At 72.5% G+C, this 26,483-nt stretch carries 17 protein-coding genes; 10 read left to right on the top strand and 7 right to left on the bottom strand.

Features of this window, described 5'->3' with window-relative positions:
- Positions 1-140 precede the first annotated feature (140 nt).
- From RKD23_RS12620 to fxsT, 8 genes are all read left to right on the top strand, one after another.
- Entirely contained in the window at positions 141-986 is an 846-nt protein-coding gene (locus RKD23_RS12620) for a hypothetical protein (RefSeq protein ID WP_424853771.1), read from the top strand.
- Between the two features lie 107 nt (positions 987-1,093).
- On the top strand, positions 1,094-1,273 hold the full coding sequence (locus RKD23_RS12615; protein ID WP_003992906.1) for a DUF6104 family protein: 180 nt from the start codon (positions 1,094-1,096) through the stop codon (positions 1,271-1,273).
- A gap of 168 nt (positions 1,274-1,441) precedes the next feature.
- Positions 1,442-1,852 carry a CU044_2847 family protein gene (locus RKD23_RS12610; RefSeq protein WP_424853770.1) on the top strand — a complete coding sequence of 137 codons (411 nt, stop codon included), beginning with the start codon at positions 1,442-1,444 and terminating at the stop codon, positions 1,850-1,852.
- Entirely contained in the window at positions 1,849-3,939 is a 2,091-nt protein-coding gene (locus RKD23_RS12605) for a trypsin-like peptidase domain-containing protein (protein ID WP_424853769.1), read from the top strand. Before RKD23_RS12610 ends, RKD23_RS12605 begins: the two co-directional genes overlap by 4 nt.
- A 157-nt stretch (positions 3,940-4,096) precedes the next feature.
- A complete protein-coding gene (locus RKD23_RS12600; RefSeq protein WP_424853768.1) occupies positions 4,097-5,113 on the top strand; it encodes an AAA family ATPase in 1,017 nt (338 codons plus the stop codon).
- Between the two features lie 7 nt (positions 5,114-5,120).
- The gene (locus RKD23_RS12595; RefSeq protein ID WP_424853767.1) at positions 5,121-8,333 is read left to right on the top strand and encodes an SAV_2336 N-terminal domain-related protein; all 3,213 of its coding nucleotides are present in this window, start codon (positions 5,121-5,123) and stop codon (positions 8,331-8,333) included.
- 363 nt (positions 8,334-8,696) lie between these two features.
- Positions 8,697-9,977 carry an aKG-HExxH-type peptide beta-hydroxylase gene (locus RKD23_RS12590; RefSeq protein WP_424853766.1) on the top strand — a complete coding sequence of 427 codons (1,281 nt, stop codon included), beginning with the start codon at positions 8,697-8,699 and terminating at the stop codon, positions 9,975-9,977.
- Between the two features lie 71 nt (positions 9,978-10,048).
- On the top strand, positions 10,049-13,054 hold the full coding sequence (gene fxsT / locus RKD23_RS12585; RefSeq protein WP_424853765.1) for an FxSxx-COOH system tetratricopeptide repeat protein: 3,006 nt from the start codon (positions 10,049-10,051) through the stop codon (positions 13,052-13,054).
- Positions 13,055-13,203: 149 nt separating this feature from the next.
- On the opposite strand, the gene RKD23_RS12580 is transcribed toward fxsT, so the two are convergent.
- The 5 genes from RKD23_RS12580 to RKD23_RS12560 all read right to left on the bottom strand — a co-directional run bounded on the left by RKD23_RS12580 (position 13,204) and on the right by RKD23_RS12560 (position 21,091).
- Positions 13,204-17,001 carry a multifunctional oxoglutarate decarboxylase/oxoglutarate dehydrogenase thiamine pyrophosphate-binding subunit/dihydrolipoyllysine-residue succinyltransferase subunit gene (locus RKD23_RS12580; RefSeq protein WP_424853764.1) on the bottom strand — a complete coding sequence of 1,266 codons (3,798 nt, stop codon included), beginning with the start codon at positions 16,999-17,001 and terminating at the stop codon, positions 13,204-13,206.
- A gap of 292 nt (positions 17,002-17,293) precedes the next feature.
- Entirely contained in the window at positions 17,294-18,403 is a 1,110-nt protein-coding gene (locus tag RKD23_RS12575; protein ID WP_404042280.1) for a HAMP domain-containing sensor histidine kinase, read from the bottom strand.
- On the bottom strand, positions 18,400-19,143 hold the full coding sequence (locus RKD23_RS12570) for a response regulator transcription factor (RefSeq protein ID WP_404042279.1): 744 nt from the start codon (positions 19,141-19,143) through the stop codon (positions 18,400-18,402). The genes RKD23_RS12575 and RKD23_RS12570 overlap by 4 nt, the downstream gene beginning before the upstream one ends.
- Before the next feature lie 113 nt (positions 19,144-19,256).
- Complete coding sequence (locus tag RKD23_RS12565; RefSeq protein ID WP_424853763.1) at positions 19,257-19,934, bottom strand: spermidine synthase; 678 nt, start codon at positions 19,932-19,934, stop codon at positions 19,257-19,259.
- A gap of 500 nt (positions 19,935-20,434) precedes the next feature.
- The gene (locus RKD23_RS12560) at positions 20,435-21,091 is read right to left on the bottom strand and encodes a GNAT family N-acetyltransferase (protein ID WP_424853762.1); all 657 of its coding nucleotides are present in this window, start codon (positions 21,089-21,091) and stop codon (positions 20,435-20,437) included.
- Positions 21,092-21,266: 175 nt separating this feature from the next.
- Here RKD23_RS12560 and lon point away from each other — a divergent pair, with 175 nt between their 5' ends.
- Positions 21,267-23,690, top strand: a complete 2,424-nt coding sequence (lon, locus tag RKD23_RS12555; RefSeq protein WP_424853761.1) for an endopeptidase La — start codon at positions 21,267-21,269, stop codon at positions 23,688-23,690.
- A gap of 96 nt (positions 23,691-23,786) precedes the next feature.
- Here the strand turns inward: lon and RKD23_RS12550 are convergent, their stop codons facing one another.
- On the bottom strand, positions 23,787-24,605 hold the full coding sequence (locus RKD23_RS12550; protein ID WP_404042275.1) for a lysozyme: 819 nt from the start codon (positions 24,603-24,605) through the stop codon (positions 23,787-23,789).
- 230 nt (positions 24,606-24,835) lie between these two features.
- Here RKD23_RS12550 and RKD23_RS12545 point away from each other — a divergent pair, with 230 nt between their 5' ends.
- The gene (locus tag RKD23_RS12545; protein ID WP_404042274.1) at positions 24,836-25,327 is read left to right on the top strand and encodes a MarR family winged helix-turn-helix transcriptional regulator; all 492 of its coding nucleotides are present in this window, start codon (positions 24,836-24,838) and stop codon (positions 25,325-25,327) included.
- 12 nt (positions 25,328-25,339) lie between these two features.
- Here the strand turns inward: RKD23_RS12545 and RKD23_RS12540 are convergent, their stop codons facing one another.
- On the bottom strand, positions 25,340-26,128 hold the full coding sequence (locus tag RKD23_RS12540) for a protein phosphatase 2C domain-containing protein (protein WP_424853760.1): 789 nt from the start codon (positions 26,126-26,128) through the stop codon (positions 25,340-25,342).
- Between the last annotated feature and the right edge of the window lie 355 nt (positions 26,129-26,483).

The following is a 26,483-nucleotide window of genomic DNA, read 5'->3' as shown; positions in this document are numbered from 1 at the left end:
CTCCGGCGACTGGACGACGGATCAACGCGGCATATCGCGTCTCCTTCCATTCACGATATATCGCGGATAGGCAAAGTCAAGCCACTCGTTCTGGTGATCAGTCGCCCCCGCAAGGGGGTGAATTGTCCTAGCGTGTGACCATGTCGACGGATGAGTCCCGCTTCGGTGCCCAAGGTGCACGCGCCCCCGGCGCCCTGCTGCTCTGCCGGGCGGAACCCGACTCCGTCGCGCCCGCCGCCCAGCTGCTGCGCGAACCCGTGCTGCTCGCCCCGGCCGGCGACGGCTGGAGCGTGCTCGTGCCGGAGGGGAAGCCCTGGCTGCAGGGCCGCGAACCCGTCGACCGCGTCCTCACCGGCTGGGCCACCGCCCTCGCCGTCGCCGCGCCCTGGCCCGTGCTCGCCCTGTGGTGGGACGCCGACCGCAGCGGCTACACCCTGGCCTCCGGTTTCCGACGCGGCGTCGGCTACGTCTGGCTCGCCGACGGCACGCCCGCGGGCGAGGACGAGGCCATGCGCACCTTCGCGGCACGGCTCGGACTCGACCCCGTCCTGGACGTACAGGCCCTGGACCGGCTGACGAAGCCGGACCCCGACGCCGACGGGCACACGCGTGTGCGGGGCCTGATCGCCGTCCTCACCCGCGTGGGCGTGTCCCTGCCCGACGGCCTGACCCCTGGCGAACCCGTGGACCGCCTGCGCGAGGCGGCCCGCAGCCATCCAGAGGTACGGCAGATCGAGTGGGCCGGCCTGCGCGAGACCGTCCGCGCCGAACTCGATGTGGTCGAGCGCGGCACCCTCGGCCCCCGCCTCCCGTCCTCCGGCGGCACCGAGGCCCGCCTCCTCGCCCTCGCCCAGGTCGCCCTCGCCGTCCCCTTCCTGGTCCACGGCGCCCGTCGCCGCAGCGGCGGCTGGCTCGCGGCCGGCGCGGTCCTGCTCACCCACGGGGCCGTCGGTCTGGTCCACGCCGTGATGCGCCCCCGCGACTGAGCGGCTTCGGGAGGCCGGGGCCCCGGACCTGAGGCCCTGGCCTGCCGCACCTCCGCCTACGCTTGACGTACCGGAACGTCACCCCCGTACGCAGGAGAGAACACCCCATGTACTTCACCGACCGCGGCATCGAGGAGCTGGAGAAGCGGCGCGGCGAGGAGGAGGTCACCTTCGAGTGGCTCGCCGAGCAGCTGCGGACGTTCGTGGATCTCAACCCCGACTTCGAGGTGCCGGTCGAGCGGCTCGCCACCTGGCTGGCGCGGCTGGACGACGAGGACGACGAGTGACCGCACCCGCCCGGCGGACGACCGCCCCGGACCGGCGGACCCCCCTGAACCACCGCTCCACTTCGGCCAGTTGATCGTTCTCCCTCGCTCCCCGACTTCATCGGGAGTTAGCCTTTCCCTCCCATTGCGGTAGAGCCACAGCAGTACCTGCGAACGGACGGGGGCGCCATGGGCGGAGGGATCCAGCAGATACGGCTCGACGACGGGACCGTCGTCTGGGCGAGGATCGGTACGGACGACGAAGGAGCGCCCCACGGGGGCGGATACCGGGACACCGGCGCAGGGGACCGGGTCATGGAACTCGCGGGCGGCCTCGCCGGCACCGTCGGCGGAGTCGTGCGCTCCCTGCGCGCCGGTCTCGACACCACGGCACCCGTGGAGGTCAGCGTCAGCTTCGGCATCGAACTGTCGGCGCAGGCCGGCCGGATCGTGAGCGCCATCGCGAGCGGCGGCGGCCAGGCCACGCTGTCGGTGTCCCTGACCTGGACCGAGCCCCCGAGCGACGGCGACACGGCCGGCCCGGGCACGGGCGGCAGCACTGCCGCGGGGGCCGCCGACCCGGCCTCCGGCGTCGTATGAGCGCCCTCGAGGAGATGGTGCGCCCCTCGCTCGCACGCATCGTCGCGCCGCGTGACGGGTATGCACCGGACCGTGACGGATATTGGGGCAGTGGATTCTTCGTCGCGCCGGGTTGGTTGCTGACCTGCGCGCATGTGGTGGCGGAGGGGGGAGCGGCTGTGTGGCGAGGGGAGAGCGCTGTGGGCGTCACCTGGCAGGGCGGCCGCACCACCGGTGAGGTGGTCCTCGCCAAGCCCCGCCCCGAGGAGGCCGACGCCGGCCGGCGCCACTGGGACTTCCCGGACGTCGCCCTGGTGCGCGTGCCCGACGCCGTGGACGCCCCGTGCGTGTGGCTGAGCGACCGGGCACCCGTGCTCGGCACCCCCGTGAGTCTGCACGGCTGGTCGCGCCAGACCGGCGAGCTCGGCGTACGGGACGTCACCGGCGAGATCCAGGGTGTCGACGACAGGGCGCTGGTGCTCGGCGGCGGCCGGCTCGTCGACGGCGTCTCCGGCGGGCCGGTCGTCGATCTGCGGCACGGCGCGCTGGTCGGCATGAACAAGGGCCGCAACGAACACGAGGGCGCCGCCGTCGCCGTCACCGCCCTGCGCGAGCTGTTCGACGTCCGCGGCGGCGACCTGCTGCACACCGTCGTCCGCGAGCACGACCTGCACCACCTCCAGCGGTACCTCGACGGCTCGGCCGACGCCGACTGGACCACCGTCCAGAGCGGCCTGCCCGGCTACGCCGCCGCCGGTGTCACCCCCGAGCTGCGGGTCCACCTCTACGGCCACTTCGCGCACCTGCCGCCGCCCGGCCGCAGCGGCGAGGTCATGACCCTGGTGCACAACGTCCGCCGCCGGGTCACCGGCGTCGGCCAGCCCTCGCCGATCCTGCACGAGCCCCGCACCTGGCGCGAGGGCGCGGGCCTGCTGCTCGGCCTGCGCGACCGCCAGGCCCTGCGCAGCAGATCCGAGGCCGAACTCGACGCCGTCCTGCTCTACGCCGCCGAGGTCGCCCGGCACACCGTCGAGACGCACCCCGCCGGCGTCGACCGGGCGCGGCTGCGCGCGTTCGCCGACTGGATCACCGAACACGCCCGCCGGCACGCCCACTGGGGCGCCCGCGACACCATCGACGGCCTGCTGCGCGGCCTGTTCATCACCACCCGCCCCACCGAACCCCGGCTGCGCGCCGACGTCCTCGTCCGCGTCGGCGACCGCGTCTACGGCGACCTGTACCCGTGGAGCGTCCAACTCCTGTACGACGGCCAGGACGTCACCCCGGTCGCGGCCGACGACCGCGGCGTACCGCTCGACGGCCTCTACGACGCGATCCGCGAGCCGCTGCTGCGGGCCCTGCGCCAGGGCGACCAGGGCGAACACCTGGCCGCCGTCGAGGTGTTCCTGCCGCGGCGGCTGTTCGACCTGCCCGTCGACGAGTGGCGGCTCGTCCCGGAGGGGGACCCTCCGGCCGAGGACGACGACCTGGATCTCGACCTCGACGCAGACGCCGACTTCGAGTTCGACTTCGACGAGGACTCCGTGCCGCTCGGCCTGCGCCGTACGGTCGTCATCCGGGACCTCAAGCGCAACACCCGCGCCCCGAGCCCCGAGTGGCGCACGCGCTTCGGCGGTGTACGGCGCGGCCGGCTGGGCCACACCCCGCTGCGCGCGGAGGCGCCCGCCGAAGGGCATGCCCCGGGCGTCCGCCGGGAGTCGGCCGTCGCCGCGTACGGCAGGCTGTCCACGCTGACGGACGGCCGTGTTCCCGTGCACTGTGGCCCGGTCACCGGCCGCGAGGGCCGGGAGGCGATGGCGGCCGCGCTCACCGCGGGCCACGCGGTGCTGCTGTGGCGCCGCGACGGACACGACCACGCCGACTGCGCCGCCTTCCACCACCAGGCCGCCCGGGTGCTGGAGCTGGCCGGCCAGGCGGACGGACTGCACGAACCGGTGCGCGAGCTGCGCATCAGCCTGGCCGATCCGGACACCGCCCGCGCGCAAGGTCTCAAAGGCAAGATCGCCGTGCTTTTCGATCCCCCGGACCGGCCCCCGCACGGAGAGGACACCATGCAGCCTCCGCCACTGGTCGGCCCCGACAACTGAATGACCGTCAACCCCACTGTCCTGCACGGACTTTCGGTGGATCGGAAATGAGACCCGACGCGTCCGGGAACTCGGCAGGCCCGGCCGCCTGACGGTAACGTCGTACGTCGAACGGCCGGACCCACAGCACGATCACCACAGCCGGGAGGAGACCGAGGTGAACGACTGGCGGATCTACCGCGGCGTGGGTCAGCCGCACGACGGTGTGCGGCAGTTACCCGAGCCGCCCCCGTGGCGCGACTTCGCGGCCGGCCGCAGCGACCCGGAGGCGGGCCCGGAGGACCCCAGCAGCGCCCGCCGCCTCGGCGTACGCCGCCGGATGGTCGAGAACTACGCGCCCCGCCCCGCCGAGGTCGACGCCGTCAACGCCGCGCTCTATCTGCGCCGCCCCCTGCTCGTCACCGGCAACCCCGGCACCGGCAAGTCCACCCTCGCCTACGCCGTCGCCCACGAACTCGGCCTCGGCCGCGTGCTGCGCTGGCCCATCGTCAGCCGTACGACCCTCCAGGACGGCCTCTACCGCTACGACGCCATCGGCCGGCTCCAGGACGTCCAGCTGGAGCGCGCCCAGGGCACGGAGGCAGGGGCCGCGACCGCCTCGGGCATCGGCTCGTACATCCGGCTCGGCCCGCTCGGCACCGCCCTGCTGCCCGCGGAACTACCGCGCGTGCTGCTCATCGACGAGCTCGACAAGAGCGACCTCGATCTGCCGAACGACCTGCTGAACACCCTGGAGGAGGGCGAGTTCGCGATCCCCGAGCTGGAGCGGATCGCCGACCGCGAGCCGGTCGTGGAGGTGCTCACCCACGACGGCCGGCGCGTCGAGGTGCACGGCGGGCGGGTCGCCTGCACGGCCTTCCCGGTGATCGTCCTGACCTCCAACGGCGAACGCGACTTCCCCGCCCCGCTGCTGCGGCGCTGCGTCCAGCTCGAACTGGAGCCGCCCGGCGAGGAGCAGCTCACCGCCATGGTCGCCGCCCACCTCGGCGACGACAGCGTCAGCACCGGCCGCGATCTGATCGACCGCTTCCTCGACCGCGAACCCGGCGAGGTCGTCGCCGCCGACCAGTTGCTGAACGCGCTCTTCCTCACCCAGCACGCCCCCCACGCGGAACGCGTCACGCGCGAGCGGATCGCGGACCTGCTCATGCAGCCACTCGACCGTTCGAGGTGATGACCGGATGCCGGGGATGCATCTGGACGAGCTGATCCGCAGGCTCCGCCAGGGCGGCCTCGACCTCACCGCCGAAGAGGTCGCGGACGCGGTCTGGCTGGCCCGGCGGATCGGCTCGCGCCCGTCCCGCGACGCCCCCGCGGACCCGGCGCCCACCGGCGGTGCCGTGCTGCCGCCGGACACCGGCCGGGACTCCCCGCCCGACGACGGGGCCGCCGACGGCGCCGACGCCGGCGACCCGGGTGAGGGGCCGCGGCCCGCGCCCGACCGCTCCTCCGACGTCGTACCCCTGTACCGGTCGGGCGGCGGAGGCCCGCGCTCGAGCGACGCCACGGAGGACACCGCGCCGTCGTTCCCTGTGCGGGTGCCCGCCGCCAGCGCGCTGCCCGGGCTGCTCGGCCTGGAGAAGGCGCTGCGCGCCCTCGGCCGCTACCGCGTCACCGCCGACACCGCGCAGGACGGCGGCATCGACGAGGAGGCCACCGCCGAACGCGCCGCCGCCAGCGGCATCCTGCTGCCCGTCGCGCGCACCGGCCGCCGCCGGCGCTGCGACATCCAGCTGCTGATGGACACCGGTCCCGCCATGGCCGTCTGGGGCCAGATGGTCGAGGAACTGCGCCAGGCCTGCCAGCAGTCCGGCGCCTTCGACTCCGTACGCGTCCACCATCTGTACGCCGACGGCGGCGGCACCCCGCTCGTCGGCACGACCGCCGGACCCGGCCGGCACACCCGGCTGCGCTCCGCCGAGGAACTGCACGACCCCACCGGACGCCGCCTCACCGTGGTGATCAGCGACTGCGTCGGCCCGCTGTGGCAGAACGGCAGCGCCCAGCGGCTGCTGCACGCCTGGCCCCGCACCTCCCCGATCGCCGTCGTCCAGCCCCTGCCGCCGCGCCTGTGGGGGCGTACGGCCCTGCCCGCCGAACCCGGAACGCTCGTGCGCCCCGGCGAACTGGGCGGCCGGATCGACTTCGAGCCCGACGAGGAGCCCTGGGACGAGCCCGCGCCCGACGCCCGGCCCGTGCCGGTCCTGCAACCCACCCCGGAGGCCTTCGAGGCGTGGGCGCGGCTGCTGTCCGGCACCGGGCCCACCAGCGAGCGCGCCTGGGCCGCCTGGACGGCCCCGCGGCCCGCCGGACCGGCCGCCGTGCCCACGGGCCGCGCCCGCACCGACGAGGAGCTGCTGCGCGCCTTCCGGGCCGGTGCCTCCCCCGGCGCCGTCCGCCTCGCCGTCTACCTCGCGGCCGCGCCGCTCACCCTGCCGGTCATGCAGCTCGTGCAGCGGGCCATGCTGCCCGACACCGGCCCCATGGAACTGGCCGAGGTGCTCCTCGGCGGCCTGCTGCGGCAACTGCCCGGCACCGGCGACCAGCCCTGCTTCGCCTACCCCGGCCGCCTCCAGGACCTGCTGCTCGGCTCCCTCGACCAGGACACCGCCGTCCTCGTCCTCAAGCACTGCTCCGCCTACGTCGAACGCCACTTCGGCAAGGGCACCCGCAACTTCGCCGCCCTGGCCGCGGCCCGCCTCGCCGACCACGCCGCCCCGGACCCCGACCCCGCCGAGGCCCTCGCGGAGGCGGCCGAGCCGGACGCCCACGGCGACGCCCGGGCCGAGCTGTTCGCCCGTATCCCCGCGCGCGTGCTGCGCCACTACCTGCCCGACCTGGTCGCCGCCCAGCCGGTCGCCGCCGCCCGCAGGCTGCTCGGCCAGTACCGCAGCCTCGCCGACCCCGCGGTGCTGCACAGGGCCCGGGAGGAGGCCGAGGCGGCGGTACGGGCCGTCGACACCCGGCCCGGCGACAGCGCCCAGGCCGGCGACACCGCCCAGCCGCTGGGCGTACAGGCCCGCCTCGTCCTCGGCCAGGTCCTGCGCGCCGAGGCCGGCACCGCCGCCGCCCGCACCGGTGACCGCCGTACGGAACTGCTGCGCGAGGCCGTGACGGAGCTCGCCGCCGCGCACGGCGGGGCTGCCGCCGACAGCGTCGAACAGGCCGAGGCGGCCCTCGAACTGGCCGCCGCCCGGCACGAGTTGTGGCGGCTGACCGGACAGCGCGAGCTGCTCACCGCCGCCCTCGCCGTACTGGCCCCCGACATCGCGCCCTGGCCCGAGGCCGCCCGCCGCGCCGCCCCGCCGGACCAGGCCGACCCCTGGCCCGCGGCCCACCGCTCCCGGCTGCTGCACCGCGGCCGCCTGCTGCTCGCCCTGCGCCGGCCCGGCGCGGCCGCGTCCGAACTGCGCGAGGCCTGCGCCCTGCTGGACGCCGAGGGCGCCTCCGCCTCCGTCCGCAGCCGGGCCCTGCTCGACCTCGCCGCGGCCCTGCGCGGCGCCGGGGCCGACGACACCGGCATCCGCGACGCCCTCGACCGCGCCGAGGAGGCCGCGGGCCGCGACCCCGAGCTGCTGCTGCCGGTGCTGGCCGCCCGCGCCGCGTTCCACGACGCGGCCGGTGAGGCCCGGGCCGCGGACCAGGCGTACGAGACCGCCGCCATGCTCGCCCCCGCCGACAGCCCCCGCCGCTGCGAACTCCTCACCGCCTGGGGCGAGTCCCTGCTGCGGCGGGCCTCCGCCGAGGACGGCGCATCCGTCGTCGACCGCGCGGAGAACGTCCTGCGCGAGGCCCTGAAGGCACTGCCCGCCCGCTCCGGCCAACGCGGCCGCCTCCAGGGCCTGGTCGGCAGCGCGCTCGCCCAGCGCTTCCGGCATCTGGGCTTCCTGCCGGATCTGTTCGAGAGCCGGCATCTGCTGGGACAGGCGGTACGGGCGGCGGCCGACGCCGGCGTACGCGCCGAGGCCTGGCTGCAACTGGGCCGCGTCCGCCTGGAGGGCTGGTACCGGGCGGGCGCCCCCGTCCTCGTCGACGCCCTCCAGGCATACGAGAACGCCGAGCGCGAGGCGCGCGCCGCCCACGGCACCGACCCCGGCTCGATGACCGCGGCCCGGGCCCGGCACGCCTGCGGAGCGGTCCTCGCGCTCATGGGCCGTCCCGGCGCCGCGCGGGAGGCGTACCGGGCGGCCCGGGAGCAGTGGCAGCGGCTGGTGGGGGCGCTGCGCGAGGTGGACTGGGGGGATGTGGAGCTGACCCGCGCGGCCGAGCGGGCGCTGGACGCGAGCGCCCCCGCCCCCGCCGGACTCACCGAGCCGGACTGGAACGAGGCCGCACCGCCCTGGTGGCCCTGGGCGCGGGAATGGTCCACCAGCGCCTCGACTGACCGGAGTTGATCCACACAGGGTTTCCGTTCCGGGCCCGTCGGGAAGAACTGGGCAGCCAATGCAGCCGTGCGGGGCGGTGGCGGGCAGGGAGGAGCCGAGGGTGCCGGAGCAGAGGGAGAGGGCGGCAAGCCCTGGCGCGCACACCGTACGGACCGCGCCCCTGCCCGACCTCACCTACGTCGACCTGCGGGCATTGCGTGCCATGGACGATCCCGGGCTCATCGCGGCGGTGGACCGGGTGCTGAGCCGGGCCCGCGAACCGCACATGATCTGGTACGCCAACCCCGACCCGGACGGCGTGACGGACCGGCCCCGCGTACGTCCATTTTCGGCCGGTCACGGAGACTCCCCCCGGGGTGAGGACCCCGGGGCATGACCCCGGCGCCCGGCTCTTTCGAGATTCTCTCCCCGCTGGCGCGGACCCGGCCGCGGCCCGCCCTCACGGCGACACTGCGTGCCGCGCTCCACTCCCATCGGCTCCTGCTGCTCAAGGCCCTGCTCGTCAGGGCCGACCGCACGGGCGACCGTCTCTCGGCCGCCGTGCGGCGCCGGCTGGAGGACGACTGGACGCTCCTGGTCCGGGCCGAACAGACCGACGCGGCCGCCGTTCGGGACGTCGTCGACTACCCGACCATCGGCGCCTGGCTGGCCGAGGCCCTGGCCGTGCCCGACGGGCCGGAGTTCGAGGAGCACCTGGGCCGGCTGACCGGCCCGGCGCTGGCCGCGGCGGTGCGCGCGGGCTGCCGTTTCGGGACCGAGCGCGTCCTGACCGCCCCCGCACTGAACCTTCCCGGCCTCGGCCTCCTGCGCTGCCGTCCCGGCCAGGTCACCCTGACCGCGGGCGCGGACGGCCTGCGCGTCACCGCCGACGGCGACAGCGTCCTCGCCGCCCCCGTCGCCGGACCGAACCCGCGCGCGGGGAACGGCGCCCTGTCCTGGTCCGCGCTGCGGCCCCTGCCCGACAGTGCGGCCGTCCTCGACGACCAGGACCCCTACCGGGCCCCGCCCGACGGGATCGGGCCCGCGGCCCTGCGTGCCGCCGAGCGCCCGCACACCGACCACCCGGCCTGGGCCGCGCGCTGGCGCGACGCCCGGGTCCTGCTGTCGGCCACCGACCCCGGGCGCGTCGCCGAGACCACCGCCCTCGTACGGGCCGTCGTACCCCTGGCGACCCCGGCCCGCCCCGGCACACCCACCAGCGCCACCCTGCACACCGCCCCCGGAGCCGTCCTCAGTCAGCTGCCCGCCACCCCCGCCGACCTGGTGGAGCTGCTGGTGCACGAGACGCATCACACCAAACTGGCCGCGCTCGACGAACTGCTCCCGCTGTGCCGCCCCGACGGCCGCACCCTGCACCGCGTCGGCTGGCGGCGCGACCCGCGCCCCGTCCCCGGCGTCCTGCAGGGCGCCTACGCCCATCTGGCGCTGCTGGACCTGTGGCACCGGGCCCGGGACTCGCCCACCTCCTTCACGGCGTGGCGCCGACGGGCCGCCGAGCGCTTCGAGGCCCACCGCGAGCGGGTGGGCGAAGCCTTGTCCATCTTGCGTGAATCCGATGAACTGACCTCTGCAGGAAGGGAGTTCGTCCACGGCATGGTCGCCTGCCATGAAAGGCTCGGCAGTGCGGCCGACCGGCCGGGTAACCCTGCGTAGAACGTCGATTGCGTTACGTTATGCGGTGCGGCCGTCCGACAGGGAGACAGCCGCAGGAACAAGGAGCGGCGATGGCGGAACAGCGGCGGTCGGGCGGGGACGGAGCGGCGGCCTCCGAGCACTTCCTCGTGGTCTTCCCGGGGTACCACCGCTCGTGGGCAGCCTGGATCGCCCACTGCCTGGAGCGCAACGGCCACCGGGCCACCCTGCAGCGCTGGGACCCGCCCCGCGAGGTGCCGCTGGAGGACTCCCTCGGTGACCTGCTGCTCGCCCGGGGCCGGGTGCTGCTCGTCCTCAACGACTGGTTCTTCGAACTGGGCCCCCGCCCCGCGGGCGAGTGGAACGACGTGCTCCGCGGATTCGTCGCCGCCAACTCCGAGCGCTTCGCCGCCGTCAACCTCACCAACCGCCCGCTGCTGCCCGCCACCGCCGTCCTGGAACCGGCCAGCCTGTGGGGGCTCGGCGAGGCCGCCGCCGAGGAGCGCCTGCTCAGCAGACTCGGCCTGGAGCGACTGCGCCCGCCGCGCGCCACGCAGGGCCGCGTCCGCTACCCCGACACCCGCGCCGAGATCTGGGGCGAGATCCCGCGCCGCAACCCCCGCTTCACCGGCCGCGACGACCTGCTGAACGAACTGCACCAGCGCCTCGCCGACGCCGAGCGCGGCGCCGCCGCCTGCGCCCTCGTCGGAATGTCAGGCATCGGCAAGACCCAGCTCGGAGCCGAATACGCCCACCGCTTCAGCACCGACTACGACCTGGTGTGGTGGGTCAACAGCGACGACCGCAACATCCAGCGTGACCGCCTCGGCGAACTCGCCGTGGAACTCGGCCTGAGCATCGGCAACGAGCCCGGCGAACGCATCCGCGCCGTGCGCAACGCCCTGCGCCGCGGCGAGCCGTACGCCAACTGGCTGGTCATCTTCGACGGCTGGGACGACGTCGAGGGCGCCGCCGCACTGCTGCCGCAGGGCCCCGGACATGTGCTGATCACCTCCCGCAACCGCGGCTGGAGCGAGCACACCGACGTCCTGGACATCCCCGCCTTCGTCCGCCCGGAGTCCACCGGCTACCTGATGCGCCGCGCCCCGCACATCACCGCCGCCGAGGCCGACGAGGTCGCCGCCGAGTTCGGGGACGTCCCGCTGCCGCTGGTGCAGGCCGCCTCCTGGCTCGGCGAGTCGGGCATGGAGGTGTCCGAGTACCTGCGGATGGTCCGCGAACGCAAGCTGTCCACGGTGGACGAGCCCGCCGCCACCGGCGACGGCTACCCGCAGTCGTCCCTCACCTCGTGGTCGATACTGCTCAACCGGCTGCGGCGGGCCCAGCCCCAGGCCATCGACATCCTCAGCCTGTGCACCTCGTTCGCCCCCGGCCGTATCCCGCTCGGTCTGATCCGCGCCTACCCGCGGGCCGAACTGCCCGAGGAACTGCGCTGGATGACGACCGACCTGCCGGCCTGGACCCGCGCCCTGGACACCCTGGTCAACTACTCGGTGCTCACCCGCGAGACCCGCGGTCCTCTCGCCGCGGAGATGGGCCCGCACCAGGAGTCGGTCCACATGCACCGGCTGGTGCACGACATCGTCTCCAAGCTCACCAGCGACGACAACCGCGACCTGCACCGCAGGGCCGTACGCACCCTCCTCGCCGAGGCCGACCCCGGCAACCCGGCCGACAGCCGCACCTGGCCGACGTACGCCGAACTGCTGCCCCATCTGGAGCCGTCCGGCGCGCTGGAGAGCCGCCAGCCGCGTGTGCAGGAACTGGTCCTGAACTGTCTGCGCTACTGCGTGCGCAGCGGCGAGTACAACGGCGGCCTGGCGCTGGCCCGGCGGGTCAGGGAGTGGTGGCCGCGGTTCATGGACCCGGTGGACCAGCCCATGCTGGATCTCGCCACCCAGGAGGGCAACCTGCTGCGGGCCGGCGGCCGGTTCCGCGACGCCTACGAACTGCACCGGGGCGTCCTGGCCAAGCTCCAGGAGGCCCCCGAGCGCGACCCCCTCGGCGAGCTCGTCACCAAGAGCGCCGTCGCGGCCGGCCTGCGCCACCTCGCCCGCTACGAGGAGGCCTACGAACTCCAGCGCGAGGTGCTGGAGGGCAACGAGCAGCTCCTCGGCACCGAGGAGCCCCAGACCCTTGTCGCCCGGCACAACCTGGGCGTCGCCCTGCGGCTCCTGGGCCGCTACGCCGAGGCTCTGGAGCTGGACCTGGAGACCCTCACCCGGCGTGAGAGCGTGCTGCGCGCCCGGCACATCACCACCCTCAACTCCGGCAACGCCGTCACCCACGACCTGCGGCTGCTCGGCCGCTACCGCGACGCCCTCGCCCGGCAGGAGCCGATCGTCCGCCTCCATGTGCAGGTGCTCGGCGCCCAGCACCCGCAGACCCTCGCCGCACGCGCGCAACTGGCCATGTGCCGCCGCCGCGAGAGCGGAGCCTCACCGGACGTCGGCCCCTCCATGGCGAGCCTGCTGGACCAGCTCGTCCAGCTGCACGGCCGCGAGCACTACCTCACCCTGTCGTTCATCACCAACTACGCCAACTTCCTGCGCGAGCACGGCGACCTCACCCAGTGCCGCCGGCTCATCGACGAGGCCGAGGCCGGCTACCGCGCCCTGCTCGGCCCCGCCCACCCCGTCGCCACCGGCATGCTCAGCAACACCGGCCTCGTCATGCAGGCCGCCGGGGAACGCGCCGAGGCCCTGTCCATGTTCGAGGCCGCCCTGGCCGGCCTCACCGCCACCCTCGGCCCCGACCACCCGTGGGTGCTGGGCTGCGCCCTCAACGCGGCCAGCGGACGCAACTTCACCGGCCGGATCTCCGACGCGGTGGAACTGAGCCGCGACACCCTGCGCCGCGCCCGCCACACCCTCGGCGAGGATCACCCGCTGACCCTGTCCTGCACGGTCGCCCTCGCCGCGGACCTGCGCGCCGCCCGCGAACAGGAAGAGGCCACCAAGCTGGAGGAAACCGGCCTCCTAGCCCTCACCCGAGCCCTCGGCGCCCAACACCCCCACACGATCTCGGCCCGCCAGCGCACAAGGCCGTACTGGGACTTCGAGCCGTACCTCGGGTGACTCACCCAGGGGCGCGGGGAACGGCGCGATCAGCCAGCCACAACCCGCACCCGCACACGAACAGCACAACCCCGCTGGGCAGGCGAAAGGGCCCGCCCCCGAGCAAGAACTCGGGGCCGGGCCCTCAGGGCTGCTGAACCGCCGGAGGCTTACGCCTCGAACACCTCACGCACCAACTGCTCCTGCTCGGCCTGGTGCCGCTTCGCGGAGCCCACCGCCGGGGACGAGCCGTGCGGGCGCGAGATGCGTCGCAGGCGCTCGCCGTGGGGGACGTCCGCGCCGACCGCGAGGTCCAGGTGGTCGATCAGGTTGAGCGCGATGAACGGCCAGGCACCCTGGTTCGCCGGCTCCTCCTGGGCCCACAGGTACTTCTCGGCGTTCGGGTACTTGGCGATCTCCGCCTGGAGCTCGGCACCCGGCAGCGGGTACAGCCGCTCGATGCGGATGATCGCCGTGTCCGTGACGCCGCGCTTGACCCGTTCGGCCTCCAGGTCGTAGTAGACCTTGCCCGCGCAGAAGACGACCTTGCGGACGGCCGCCGGGTCCACCGACGCGTCGCCGATGACCGGGCGGAACTGGCCCGTGGTGAACTCCTCCGCCTTCGACGCGGCGGCCTTCAGGCGCAGCATCGACTTCGGGGTGAAGACGACCAGAGGCTTGTGGTGCGGGTTGTGCACCTGCCACCGCAGGAGGTGGAAGTAGTTCGACGGCGACGTCGGCATGGCGACCGTCATGTTGTTCTGCGCGCACAGCTGCAGGAAGCGCTCCGGGCGGGCCGAGGAGTGGTCCGGGCCCTGGCCCTCGTAGCCGTGCGGGAGGAGCAGCGTGACGCCGGAGGTCTGGCTCCACTTCTGCTCCGCCGAGGAGATGAACTCGTCCACGACCGTCTGCGCGCCGTTGACGAAGTCACCGAACTGCGCCTCCCAGAGCACCAGCGCGTCCGGGCGGGCCAGCGAGTAGCCGTACTCGAAGCCCATGGCCGCGTACTCGGAGAGGAGCGAGTTGTAGACGTTCAGCCGCGCCTGGTCCTCGGAGAGGTACTGCAGCGGCGTGTACTCCTCGCCGGTGCTGCGGTCGATGATGACCGCGTGGCGCTGGCCGAAGGTGCCGCGCTGGGAGTCCTGGCCCGCGAGGCGGACCGGCACGCCCTCGAGCAGCAGCGAGCCGAAGGCCAGGGTCTCGCCCATGCCCCAGTCGATGGTGCCGTCCTCGACCATCGCCGCCCGGCGCTGCAGCTGAGGCAGCAGACGCGGGTGGACGGTGATGTGGTCCGGGACGTTGACCTGGGACTCGGCGATCCGCTTGACGACCTCCGCGGAGACCGCGGTGTTCACGGCGACCGGGAACTCGGCCTGCGCCTCGGGGACCTCCACCGCGGTCGGCTGCGAGGTGGCCTCGCGGACCTCGGTGAAGACCTTCTCCAGCTGGCCCTGGTAGTCCTGCAGCGCCTGCTCGGCCTCTTCCAGGGTGATGTCGCCGCGACCGATGAGGGACTCGGTGTAGAGCTTGCGCACCGAGCGCTTCTTGTCGATCAGGTCGTACATCAGCGGCTGGGTGAAGGCCGGGTTGTCCGACTCGTTGTGACCGCGGCGGCGGTAGCAGATGAGGTCGATCACCACGTCCTTGTTGAACGCCTGGCGGAACTCGAAGGCCAGCCGCGCGACGCGGACCACGGCCTCCGGGTCGTCGCCGTTCACGTGGAAGATCGGGGCCTCGATCATCCTCGCCACGTCCGTCGCGTACATCGACGAGCGGGAGGACTCGGGCGCGGCCGTGAAGCCGACCTGGTTGTTGATGACGATGTGGACCGTGCCGCCGGTGCGGTAGCCCCGCAGCTGCGACATGTTCAGGGTCTCGGCCACCACGCCCTGGCCCGCGAAGGCCGCGTCGCCGTGGATCGCCACCGGCAGGACGGTGAAGTCCGTGCCGCCCTTGTTGATGATGTCCTGCTTGGCGCGGGAGACGCCCTCCAGGACCGGGTCCACCGCCTCCAGGTGCGAGGGGTTCGCGACCAGGGAGACCTTGATCTGCTCGCCGTCCAGGCCCGTGAAGGTGCCCTCGGCGCCCAGGTGGTACTTCACGTCGCCGGAGCCGTGCATCGACTTCGGGTCGAGGTTGCCCTCGAACTCGCGGAAGATCTGGGCGTACGACTTGCCGACGATGTTGGCCAGCACGTTCAGCCGGCCGCGGTGGGCCATGCCGATGACGACCTCGTCCAGGCGCGACTCGGCAGCGGAGTCGAGCACCGCGTCGAGCAGCGGGATGACGGACTCGCCGCCCTCCAGCGAGAAGCGCTTCTGGCCGACGTACTTCGTCTGCAGGAAGGTCTCGAACGCCTCGGCCGCGTTCAGGCGGCGCAGGATGCGCAGCTGCTCCTCGCGCTCCGGCTTGGCGTGCGGGCGCTCGACACGGTCCTGGATCCACTTGCGCTGCTTGGGGTCCTGGATGTGCATGAACTCGATGCCGGTGGTGCGGCAGTACGAGTCGCGCAGCACGCCGAGGATGTCGCGCAGCTTCATCATCGACTTGCCGGCGAAGCCGCCGACGGCGAACTCGCGCTCCAGGTCCCACAGGGTGAGGCCGTGCTCGACGATGTCCAGGTCGGGGTGCTTGCGCTGGCGGTACTCCAGCGGGTCGGTGTCGGCCATGACGTGGCCGCGGACCCGGTAGGAGTGGATCAGCTCGAAGACACGGGCGGCCTTGGTGACGTCGTCGTCGTGCGACGCGTCGATGTCCTTCAGCCAGCGGACCGGCTCGTACGGGATCCGCAGCGCCTCGAAGACGTCGTCGTAGAAGCTGTTCTCGCCGAGCAGCAGGTTGGCGACGACGCGCAGGAACTCGCCGGAGGCGGCGCCCTGGATCACCCGGTGGTCGTACGTCGAGGTCAGCGTCATGACCTTCGAGACGCCGAGCTTGTTCAGGGTGTCCTGGGAGGTGCCCTGGAACTCGGCCGGGTAGTCCATGGAGCCGACGCCCATGATCACCGACTGGCCGGGCATCAGACGCGGCACGGAGTGGACCGTGCCGAGGCCGCCCGGGTTGGTCAGGGAGACCGTGACGCCGGTGAAGTCGTCCATCGTCAGCTTGCCGTCACGGGCGCGGCGGACGATGTCCTCGTAGGCCTGCCAGAACTCGAAGAAGTTCAGCGTCTCGGCCTTCTTGATGGCCGCGACGACGAGCTGGCGGTCGCCGTTGGGCTTCACCAGGTCGATGGCGAGGCCCAGGTTGACGTGCGCCGGCTTGACCAGCGTCGGCTTGCCGTCCTTGATCTGGTACGACCAGTTCATCGACGGCATCGACTTGATCGCCTGCACCATCGCGTACCCGATGATGTGCGTGAAGGAGATCTTCCCGCCGCGGGCGCGCTTGAGGTGGTTGTTGATGACGATGCGGTTGTCGAACAGCAGCTTCACCGGGACGGCGCGGACCGAGGTGGCGGTCGGCATCTCCAGCGAGGCGTCCATGTTCTTCGCGACGGCGCCGGCGGGGCCGCGCAGCGTCACGAACTCCGGACCGGCCGGGGCCTCGGTCGCCGGGGCGGCCTTGGCGGCGGCAGCAGGCTTCGGGGCCGGGGCCGGGGCTGCGGCGGGCTTCGCCGGAGCCGGAGCCGGGGCCTGCGCGGCCGGGGCCTGAGCCGGGGCGGCCGGTGCCGGGGCGGCGGGCGCGGGCGCGGCGGCCTGTGCGGGAGCCGCCGCGGTCGCGGCCGGAGCCGGGGCCTGAGCCGGGGTGGTGGTACCCGACGCGGCCTGGGACGCGGCGGCCCCCGGCTTGTAGTCGGCGAAGAAGTCCCACCAGGCACGGTCTACCGAATTCGGGTCCTGGAGGTACTGCTGATAGATCTCGTCGACGAGCCACTCGTTGGCGCCGAACGCGGCCGCGGGGTTCTTGCCCGCTTGGTCGGCGTCGGTCGAGATGCTCGATGAGTTACTGGGGGACTGTGGCGACACGGCGGCAACCGCCCTCTTCCGCTTCACAAGGTGATGGACAGCGGGAATAAAGGCTACGCCTCCCAGACCGAGAAGGTCAGGTCGGGCCCGTTCATCGTCGCGTAAGTCACATTGCAGAGGGTGTTTCGGCGCCGTAAATGGCGGGAAACAAGCGGGGTTCCGCTTCTGTGAGGGTGCGCAAAGGGTGCGTCGATGCAGGTCCGGCGCCTGATCGGCGCGGACCTGTGCCTGATCACACGTGTCCGTCAGCGCGGACGCTCGTGGATCTTGGGGCTGCGGTTCGAACCCTACGTCAACTTCCCGACCGAGGGATCCCCGGAAGGCTGACAAGGATGCGGCAGCCCCGCTCGGATTCGGCCACTCCGATCCGGCCGCCGTGCAGATCGACCGCCCAGCGCGCGATCGCCAGCCCCAGACCGGTGCCGCCGTCGCTGCCCGGGCCGTGCGGCCGGGTCACCGCGCCGCGGTTGAACCGCTCGAAGACCTTGTGCCACTCCGACCGCGGAATCCCGGGGCCCTCGTCGAGGACCTCCAGCTCCAGCGACTCCGGATACGCCCCGCGCCGCGCCTTGACCGTGACCCGGCCGTGCGGCGGGCTGTGCTTGACCGCGTTGTCGATGAGATTCGCCACGACCTGGTGGATGCGCTCGGGATCCGCGTGCGCGGTCAGCTCCGGCGGCGACACGTCCAGCGCGAGATGCACGTCCGCGCGGGTGTGGCTGCCCGAGCCGGAGGCGATCCCCGCGCGCGCCGAGGCGACCATGTTGGCCTCCTTCAGCACGCCGGAGAGGTACGGCCACACCTCGAAGCGGCGGGTCTTGAGGGGGACGACGCCGTTGTCCAGGCGGGAGAGGTCGAGGAGGGTCTCGACGAGGCGGCCGAGCCGCTCCGTCTGCTTCAGGGCCGTGCGCATCGTCTCGGGGTCGGCCTCCGTGACCCCGTCCACGATGTTCTCCAGCACCGCCCTGAGCCCCGCGATGGGGGTGCGCAGCTCGTGCGAGACGTTCGCCACCAGCTCCTTGCGCTGCCGGTCCTGCGCCTCCAGCTCGTCGGCCATCACGTTGATGGTCTGGGCCAGGTCGCCCAGCTCGTCCCGGCGGTTCTCACGCACCCTGCGGGTGTAGTCGCCGTACGAGATCGAGCGCGCGACCAGATTCATCTCGTCCAGCGGCGACGTCAGCGAGTGCGCCACGAACTGCGTGATCAGCAGCGTGGCGATCATCGAGAAGACGGTGATGAAACGCAGCTCCGTCTTCGTGTGCACCGCGATCACGGAGAGGCCGGTGGTGATCAGCACCGAGATGACGACCAGCGCGCCCAGCTTGGTCTTGATCGAGAACGGGCGTACGCCGCCCCAGGGCTCCCCGGGGCTCCTCCGTGCGGCTCTCCGCCCGTCGCTCATGGCGTCGGCGTCTCCAGCGCGTAGCCCACGCCGTGCACCGTACGGATCCGCTCCGCGCCGATCTTCCGGCGCAGCGCCTTGATGTGGCTGTCGACGGTCCGGGTGCCCGAGGCGTCCGCCCAGTCCCACACCTCGGCGAGGAGCTGCTCGCGGGAGAGCACCGCGCGCGGCGTGTTCGCCAGGCAGACCAGGAGGTCGAACTCGGTCGGCGTCAGGTGGACGTCCTCGCTGCGGACGCGCACCCGGCGCTGCGCGTGGTCGATCTCCAGCTCGCCGAGCCGGAGGATGCCGCTGCGGGGCGTCGTCGCCGCCAGTGCGGCGCGCTCGACCCTGCGCAGCAGGACGTGCACGCGCGCCGCCAGCTCGCGCATCGAGAATGGCTTCGTCATGTAGTCGTCCGCGCCTACGCCCAGGCCGACCAGCATGTCCGTCTCGTCGTCACGTGCGGTGAGCATCAGGACCGGGACGGGGCGCTGGGCCTGGACCCGGCGGCACACCTCCAGGCCGTCGAAGCCCGGCAGCATGATGTCGAGGATCAGCAGGTCCGGCTGCCAGGCCTCGGCCGTGTCGACCGCGGCCGGTCCGTCGCCTGCGGTTTGCACCAGAAATCCCTCGGCGCGCAGGCGGGCCGCGATGGCGTCGACGATCGTCGCGTCGTCCTCGACCACCAGCACCCGGCGCTGCGCGCCCGGTGAGGTCGTCGCCGTGCCGTTGTTGTGGGAGGTGTGTGTCTGCTCCATCGCCCGCCCCTGAAGTGTGCTTTCCGGAATCAGTGGGGTGATCCCATGTCTGCGATTGACGCTTGAATGATCGGCGTCAGGGAAGCAGCGTACGGGGAGTCACCACGGCATTGCTATTCAGGTCGGACGCCGAGGTGCACGACGTCCGGAACGCCCCGGGCAACGGGGATCTCTTCGGTACGCACACGTTGGAATCCGGCATTCCACAAGGTTTCTTCAAAACCCGGGGAGGGTTGGGCGGACCATACGGCGAGTACCCCGCCGGGGCTCAACGCCCTTGCGCAGCTTGCCAGTCCGGGGGGTGAGTAGAGGCTGTCGTTGTCCTCCGAGACGGTCCAGTCGGGGCCGTTGTCGATGTCGAGACAGAGGGCGTCGTACGTGGCGTATGTCTCATTGACGTGTGTGAGGAGATCGGCCTCGACGATGCGGGTGCGGGGATCTTTCAGTGCCTCGTCGGAAAGTTCCGTGAGGGGGCCGTTCCGATGCCAGTCGATGACGGCGCGTTCTCGCTCGACCACGGTGATGCGTCCCCAGCGGGGGTTCGCTGCGGCGTGTGCGAGCGAGAAGCCGACGCCCAGGCCGCCGACCAGCAGGTGAGGGCGGGGTCTGTCGTCGAGGGCGTCCAGTGCGGCGTCGACGAGCAGGCGCTCCGAGCGTCCGTCCGAGGTGTCCATCAGGAAGCAGCCGTTGGCGATGATCTGCAGCAAATTTCCGTGCCGGCGCAGGACGATCTCACCGTACGGGCCCTCGCGACGGTCCAGGACTTCGGGGATGTCGTAGGAGGTGGCCATCCGGCCATCCTGGCACTTTCCTGACGGGGTGTCGGGGGAATTAGGTCTGACTCAGGCTTTGGTGGCTTCGACCGCCGAATGCCTGCGGCGGCCTGCGCGGCTTCGGTGGGGGTTGCTGTAGCGCATCCGGTGTGTGGGTGGGCCGGGGCCGGGCCGGGGGGTTGTCCGTCCTCGGTCCGGCGATCTGGTCGGCTACGGGGTCTCACTGGGTTTCCGCCGGCCGCTGCGGGCGGACAACCCCCCCGTCCCGTCCCCTCCCCGCCGTTCGCGACTGACCCCATCGCCCACCGTCCGTGGTTCCTTGCGACCGTACGCGGCTGACGGTCGCGCCCTTAGGGGCGCGGGGAACTGCGCGACCAGCCGACGACGGCCCGCGGTCGCATACGGCGGGAAGGGTCCACGTCCTCAGGGGCGCGGGGAACTGCGCGATCAGCCTGCGGCGGCCCGCGGTCGCGTACGGCGGGAAGGGGGAAGGTGGGATGGCGGTCGCGGTGCCCGGGTCAGTGGGGCCCCTCGCCGCCCAGGTACTTCGCGCTGGTCAGGAGGGCCTCCACGCGCCAGCCCAGTGACTCGTACAGGCCGCGCCCAGCGGGTGTGCCGGCCAGGACGGCGGTGTGGGCACCCTGCGCGGCGGCGGCGTGGTGGAGGGTGTGCATGATCACGGAGCCGAGGCCCCTGCGGCGGTGGTGGGGGGCCGTTTCGATCTGGTCGGCCACCGCGGTGGGGCCGGTCACCGCGATCTGGCCGCGGGCGGCGAGGGAGCCGTCCTCGGCGGTGAGCATCACGCGGGTCACCCCGGCCCTCGTCCAGGAGGCGAGGCGGTAGCCGGAGGGGGCGTCGGGGGCGGTCGTCGAGGTGAGGGGGAGGGACATCAGGTAGCCGGTCTCGGGGTCGATCCACCAGTTGCCGCGCAGCCAGCCCGCGGTGTCGGCCGGGTCGCGGAAGATCTTCAGCCAGACGCCCTCACCGGTCACCGAGTCGGCCACCTTACGGACGACCGTCTCCTCGACGTCGTCGTCGACCGCCCCGAGGACGTGCCGGGTGACCTCCTTCATCTGGCCCGAGTCGATCGTCCAGCCCCAGGGCTCGGCGTACGGCTCCGCCGCCCCGCGCGAGACGACCCAGCCGTCGATCCAGGCTCGTACGAGCTCGTTCATGTTCCGCCCCCGTAATAGGTGCTGGTGGGTAGTGGCTATTACCTTGGCCTACCGTAGGCGGGGCGTTGGGCGTCCGGCAGAGGTGATCGCTCAGAGCGAACACCGGGTCGGGAACATCCCGGGGCTCACATGCATTGAGTCGGCATAGCTCAACTTGACTGCCGAAGGGGAGATCATGGCTGCTGAGTCCACGGCGTTCACACCGCTGGCCCTGCCTGTGCTGCCGCTCGACGACGAGGTCGTGCTGCCCGGGATGGTGGTTCCGCTGGACCTCAACGACACGGACGTACGGGCCGCGGTGGAGGCCGCCCAGGCCGCAGCCCGCACGGAGCCCGGCAAGCCCAGGGTGCTCCTGGTGCCGCGCATCGACGGGACGTACGCCGGTACGGGCGTTCTCGGGACCGTGGAGCAGGTCGGCCGGCTGGCCGACGGCGACCCGGGCGCGCTGATCCGCGGGCGTGGACGCGTGAAGATCGGCGCCGGGACCACGGGGCCCGGGCGCGCACTGTGGGTCGAGGGCACCCGGATCGACGAGACGGTGCCCGAGCCGCTGCCCGGTGCCGTCGCCGAGCTGGTGAAGGAGTACAAGGCCCTCGCCACGACCTGGCTGAAGAAGCGCGGCGCCTGGCAGGTCGTCGACCGGGTGCAGGCCATCGACGACGTGTCCGCGCTGGCGGACAACTCCGGATACTCGCCCTTCCTGACCATCGAGCAGAAGGTCGAGCTGCTGGAGACCAGCGACCCCGTCGCCCGGCTGAAGCTCGCCACCCAGCAGCTGCGCGACCACCTCGCGGAGCAGGACGTCGCCGAGACCATCGCGAAGGACGTCCAGGAGGGCGTCGACAAGCAGCAGCGCGAGTTCCTGCTGCGCCGCCAGCTGGAAGCCGTACGCAAGGAGCTGCGCGAGCTCAACGGCGAGCAGGAGGGCGAGGAGTCCGACGACTACCGCGCCCGTGTCGAGGCCGCCGACCTGCCGGAGAAGGTGCGGGAGGCCGCGCTCAAGGAGGTCGACAAGCTGGAGCGGGCGTCCGATCAGTCGCCCGAGGGGTCCTGGATCCGGACCTGGCTCGACACCGTTCTGGAACTGCCGTGGAACGAGCGCACGGAGGACGCGTACGACATCCAGGGCGCCAAGGCCCTGCTGGACGCGGAGCACGCGGGTCTGGAGGACGTGAAGGAGCGCATCACCGAGTACCTGGCGGTGCGTAAGCGGCGCACCGATCGGGGGCTGGTTGTCGTCGGCGGGCGGCGCGGTGGGGCTGTGCTGGCGCTCGTCGGGCCGCCCGGTGTCGGCAAGACCTCGCTGGGGGAGTCCGTCGCCCATGCGATGGGGCGGAAGTTCGTGCGGGTCGCGCTCGGTGGTGTGCGGGACGAGGCCGAGATCCGGGGTCACCGGCGTACGTACGTCGGTGCGCTGCCGGGGCGGATCGTGCGGGCCATCAAGGAGGCCGGGTCGATGAACCCGGTCGTGCTGCTGGACGAGATCGACAAGGTGGGGTCCGACTTCCGGGGCGACCCGGCGGCGGCTCTGCTGGAGGTGCTGGACCCGGCGCAGAACCACACCTTCCGGGACCACTACCTGGAGGTGGAGCTGGATCTGTCGGACGTGGTCTTCCTGGCCACGGCCAACGTCCTGGAGGCCATCCCGGAGGCGCTGCTCGACCGGATGGAGCTGGTCCGGCTGGACGGCTACACCGAGGACGAGAAGGTCGTCATCGCCCGGGACCACCTGCTCCCGCGTCAGCTGGAGCGGGCCGGGCTCGACAAGGACGAGGTCGTCCTGGAGGAGGGCGCGCTGCGCAAGCTGGCCGGGGAGTACACCCGCGAGGCGGGCGTGCGCACCCTGGAGCGGTCCATCGCGCGGCTGCTGCGCAAGGTCGCGGCCCAGCACGAACTGGGCGAGCGGCAGCTGCCGTTCACCGTCGGTGCCGATGACCTGCGGGGTCTCATCGGGCGGCCGCACCACGTGCCCGAGTCCGCGCAGGACCCGGCGGAGCGCCGTACGGCGGTCCCGGGTGTGGCGACGGGCCTGGCGGTGACGGGAGCCGGTGGTGACGTCCTGTACGTCGAGGCGTCGCTGGCCGACCCGGAGACGGGCGCGGCCGGTCTGACCCTGACGGGCCAGCTGGGCGACGTCATGAAGGAGAGCGCCCAGATCGCGCTGAGCTTCCTGCGCAGCCACGGGGCCGAGCTGGAGCTCCCCGTCGCCGACCTGAAGGACCGGGGCGTGCACATCCACTTCCCGGCCGGCGCGGTCCCGAAGGACGGCCCGAGCGCGGGCATCACGATGACGACGGCCCTGGCCTCGCTCCTGAGCGGCCGCCTGGTCCGTACGGACGTCGCGATGACCGGCGAGGTGTCCCTGACCGGACGCGTCCTGCCGATCGGCGGTGTGAAGCAGAAGCTCCTGGCCGCCCACCGCGCCGGGGTCACCACGGTGATCATCCCCAAGCGCAACGAGCCCGACCTGGACGACGTCCCGGCCGAGGTGCTCGACAAGCTGGACGTCCACGCCGTCACCGACGTCCGCCAGGTGCTGGAACTGGCCCTCACGCCGGCCACCAGCACCGCGACCCCCGAGGTTCCCGTGGCGGCGTGACGGACGCCATGGGGAGAAGAGCGAAGGCCCGGGTCCCGTGAGGGAGGCCCGGGCCTTCGCCCTGTCCGAGAAACGGGGAGTGAACGCGAGCTCGGATCAGCCGAGCGCCAGCGCCTGGACGCGGTCCAGGGCGCCGTTGAACTTGTCGTGGTCACCGACCGTCGGGCCGCTCGAGGTGTACTGCCACATGGTGTAGTACGCCCATCCGGCCGGCAGCTCGCCCACCTCGGTGGCGTAGCGGGCGATCCACAGGGGGTTGTAGGAGGCGAAGCCGCCGTAGTTGCCGGTGCACTGCTTCCACCAGCTGGTGGCGGTGTAGATGACGGCGTCGCGGCCGGTGCGGGCCTTGTACTGGTTCAGGAAGTCGCGGATCCAGGTGACCATGCCGGACTGCGTCTTGCCGTAGCAGGCGGCGCCGTACGGGTTCCACTCGATGTCGAGGGCCCCGGGAAGGGTCTTGCCGTCGCGGGACCAGCCGCCGCCGTGGTCGACGAAGTAGTTGGCCTGGGTGGCGCCGCTCGTGGTGTCCGGGGTCGCGAAGTGGTACGCGCCGCGGATCATGCCGACGTTGTAGGAGCCGTTGTACTGCTGGGCGAAGTACGGGTTGGTGTAGTACGTCCCCTCGCTCGCCTTGACGTAGGCCCACCTGACGCCGCTGTTCCACAGGGTCGTCCAGGCGACGTTGCCCTGGTGGCCGCTGACGTCCACGCCCTCGGTCTGGGTGGCGTCACCGGGGACGGGCGTGCCGTCCTGGCCGTCGTGGGCGATGACGCCCATGCCCATGTGGGCGGAGCCGCGCGGCGGTACGTCGGCCGCCGAGGAGGGCGTGGTGAACAGGAGGGAGAAGGCCGCGGCGAGGGTGCCGGCGAGCGTGAGGCGCCGGCGGCGAGTGGTTCCGGGTCTGTGCACGAGCATATGACGTGCCTTTCGAAAGACTCGGTGGTGCTCGGTGGGGGGAAACGCCTGGCATGGCGTGGGCATGCCAGTATGTGCAGGGTTACGAAGCTACGCACGTAGACCTCCGTGAGGGAAGAGGGTCCGGATACCGCCGTTGGTCTACGCCTGCGAAATACTGACCGAGCTGCGGCGATGGTCGCCTTTGGCGGAAACTTTCAGGAACGGGAAACCGGAGCAGGGGTGCTGACGTGCACGAGCGCGGTAACGGTGGCGGGCGGCCGGGCGAATCCGACGCCCCGCCGAGTGGTGTGGACCAGGAATTCCTCGCCCTCGAACGCGAGCTGACCGTCTTTCTGCGGCGGGCCCGCGCCAACCAGGGCGAGATGGCCCGCGAGGTCCATCCCGACCTGGAATCCTCCGCGTACGGCCTGCTGGTCCGGCTGGACGAGAGCGGCGGACAGCGCGCCACCGACCTCGCCGGCTACATCGGCGTCGGCAAGGCCACCATGTCCCGCCAACTGCGCGCCCTGGAGGAACTGGGCCTGATCGCCCGCGAGCCCGACCCCGCCGACGGCCGCGCCTGGCTGGTCCGCCTCACCGAGGAGGGCCGCACCCGCGTCGGCCGCGTCCGCGAGGCCCGCCGCGCCCGCTACGTCAGCAAGCTCGCCCACTGGGACCGCCACGAGGTGGCCGAACTGGCCCGGCTGCTGCACCAGCTCAACCGAGGCTTCGAGAAGTAACGCCCCCGCGCCTCACAGCTCCGCGTACACCACCGTCGCGTCGTCGTGCGTCTTGCCGCGGCCCAGATGCCTTCGTTCCTCGGCGTCCGCGCGTTCCAGTTCCCGTACGCGCTCGATCAGCGCGCGCGGGCCGAGCTTGCGCACGTAGGTGAACAGGTCCGTCCAGTCGCCCTCGTGGAACTTCTCCGTCCAGCGGGTCGCCCCGTCGGTGAGGGCCGCCAGGGCGCTGACATGTGAGCGCGCCACCGTGCCCGTGACCGCGCGAGCGGCGACAGCCGGGTCGGCGGCGGCCGTGAAGAAGCCGCCCTCCTTGTTGCGCGCGGCGGCGTCCAGCACGTCGTCGGAGACCCGCAGATGGCGCGGGACCCGGTCCAGACGGTCGTCCAGTACGGCGGTGACGGTGCCGTCGGGGGACTCCAGCAGCAGCGCCGAGTCCGAAAGGACCAGGTACTCCAGCGTCTCCGCGTCCCAGCGCGCCACGACCACTGTGGCCTGAGGGGTGCGTGGGTGAGAAAGGTCACAGGTGTCCGCGTGGTACTCGGCGGTACGCGTGAGGGCACGGGAGAGGGTCTCGGCGAGGGGGACATCCAGGAGTGAAACGGTCAGTTCGGTCAGGGCGCCGCCCAGTCGTGCCGTGTACCAGGGGACGGAATGCAGACACCCCGTGCCGCCCTTCGGGGGCGTCACGCCGTCCAGCACGACGAGCGAACCGCCCTGTCCGCAGGCGGATGTGCCGACACTCGCGAAGTCCTCGTTGGGGCGTGTGCGGGTGCCGGGTTCGCAGACGACTTCGGTTCGCATCCGGCCAGTCTGCACGACCCCTTCACGTCCTTCGCCAAAGGCTGGCAACCGCCCGGGAATCGACGCACCGGCGCAGGTCACGCGCCGGGTTTGGGGTGGAATACCGCACTCCGGGAAGGCGTGGTGGCGAATCCTGTCAAAGCCCGTCGCCCACGTCCAACCGGCCCGCCGCACAAGGCCGTCGCACAGGCCACCGGAACTTGCCCGCCAACTCCCCTCCGATGTTCACTCCTTCGGGTGGCGGGTCTGGTGATGCGCGCCCCCTGCCGACCGGCACTGGGAGGGTCTGGAGCCGTAACCCGGTGTGCGCGCACCAGTTGCAGCGATTGACGGAGCGTCACCCGGGCCCATGGGT

Source organism: Streptomyces sp. SAI-170 (assembly GCF_049739565.1).
In the GTDB taxonomy this organism is placed as follows: domain Bacteria; phylum Actinomycetota; class Actinomycetes; order Streptomycetales; family Streptomycetaceae; genus Streptomyces.
This window is presented reverse-complemented; position numbering and strand designations above follow the sequence as displayed.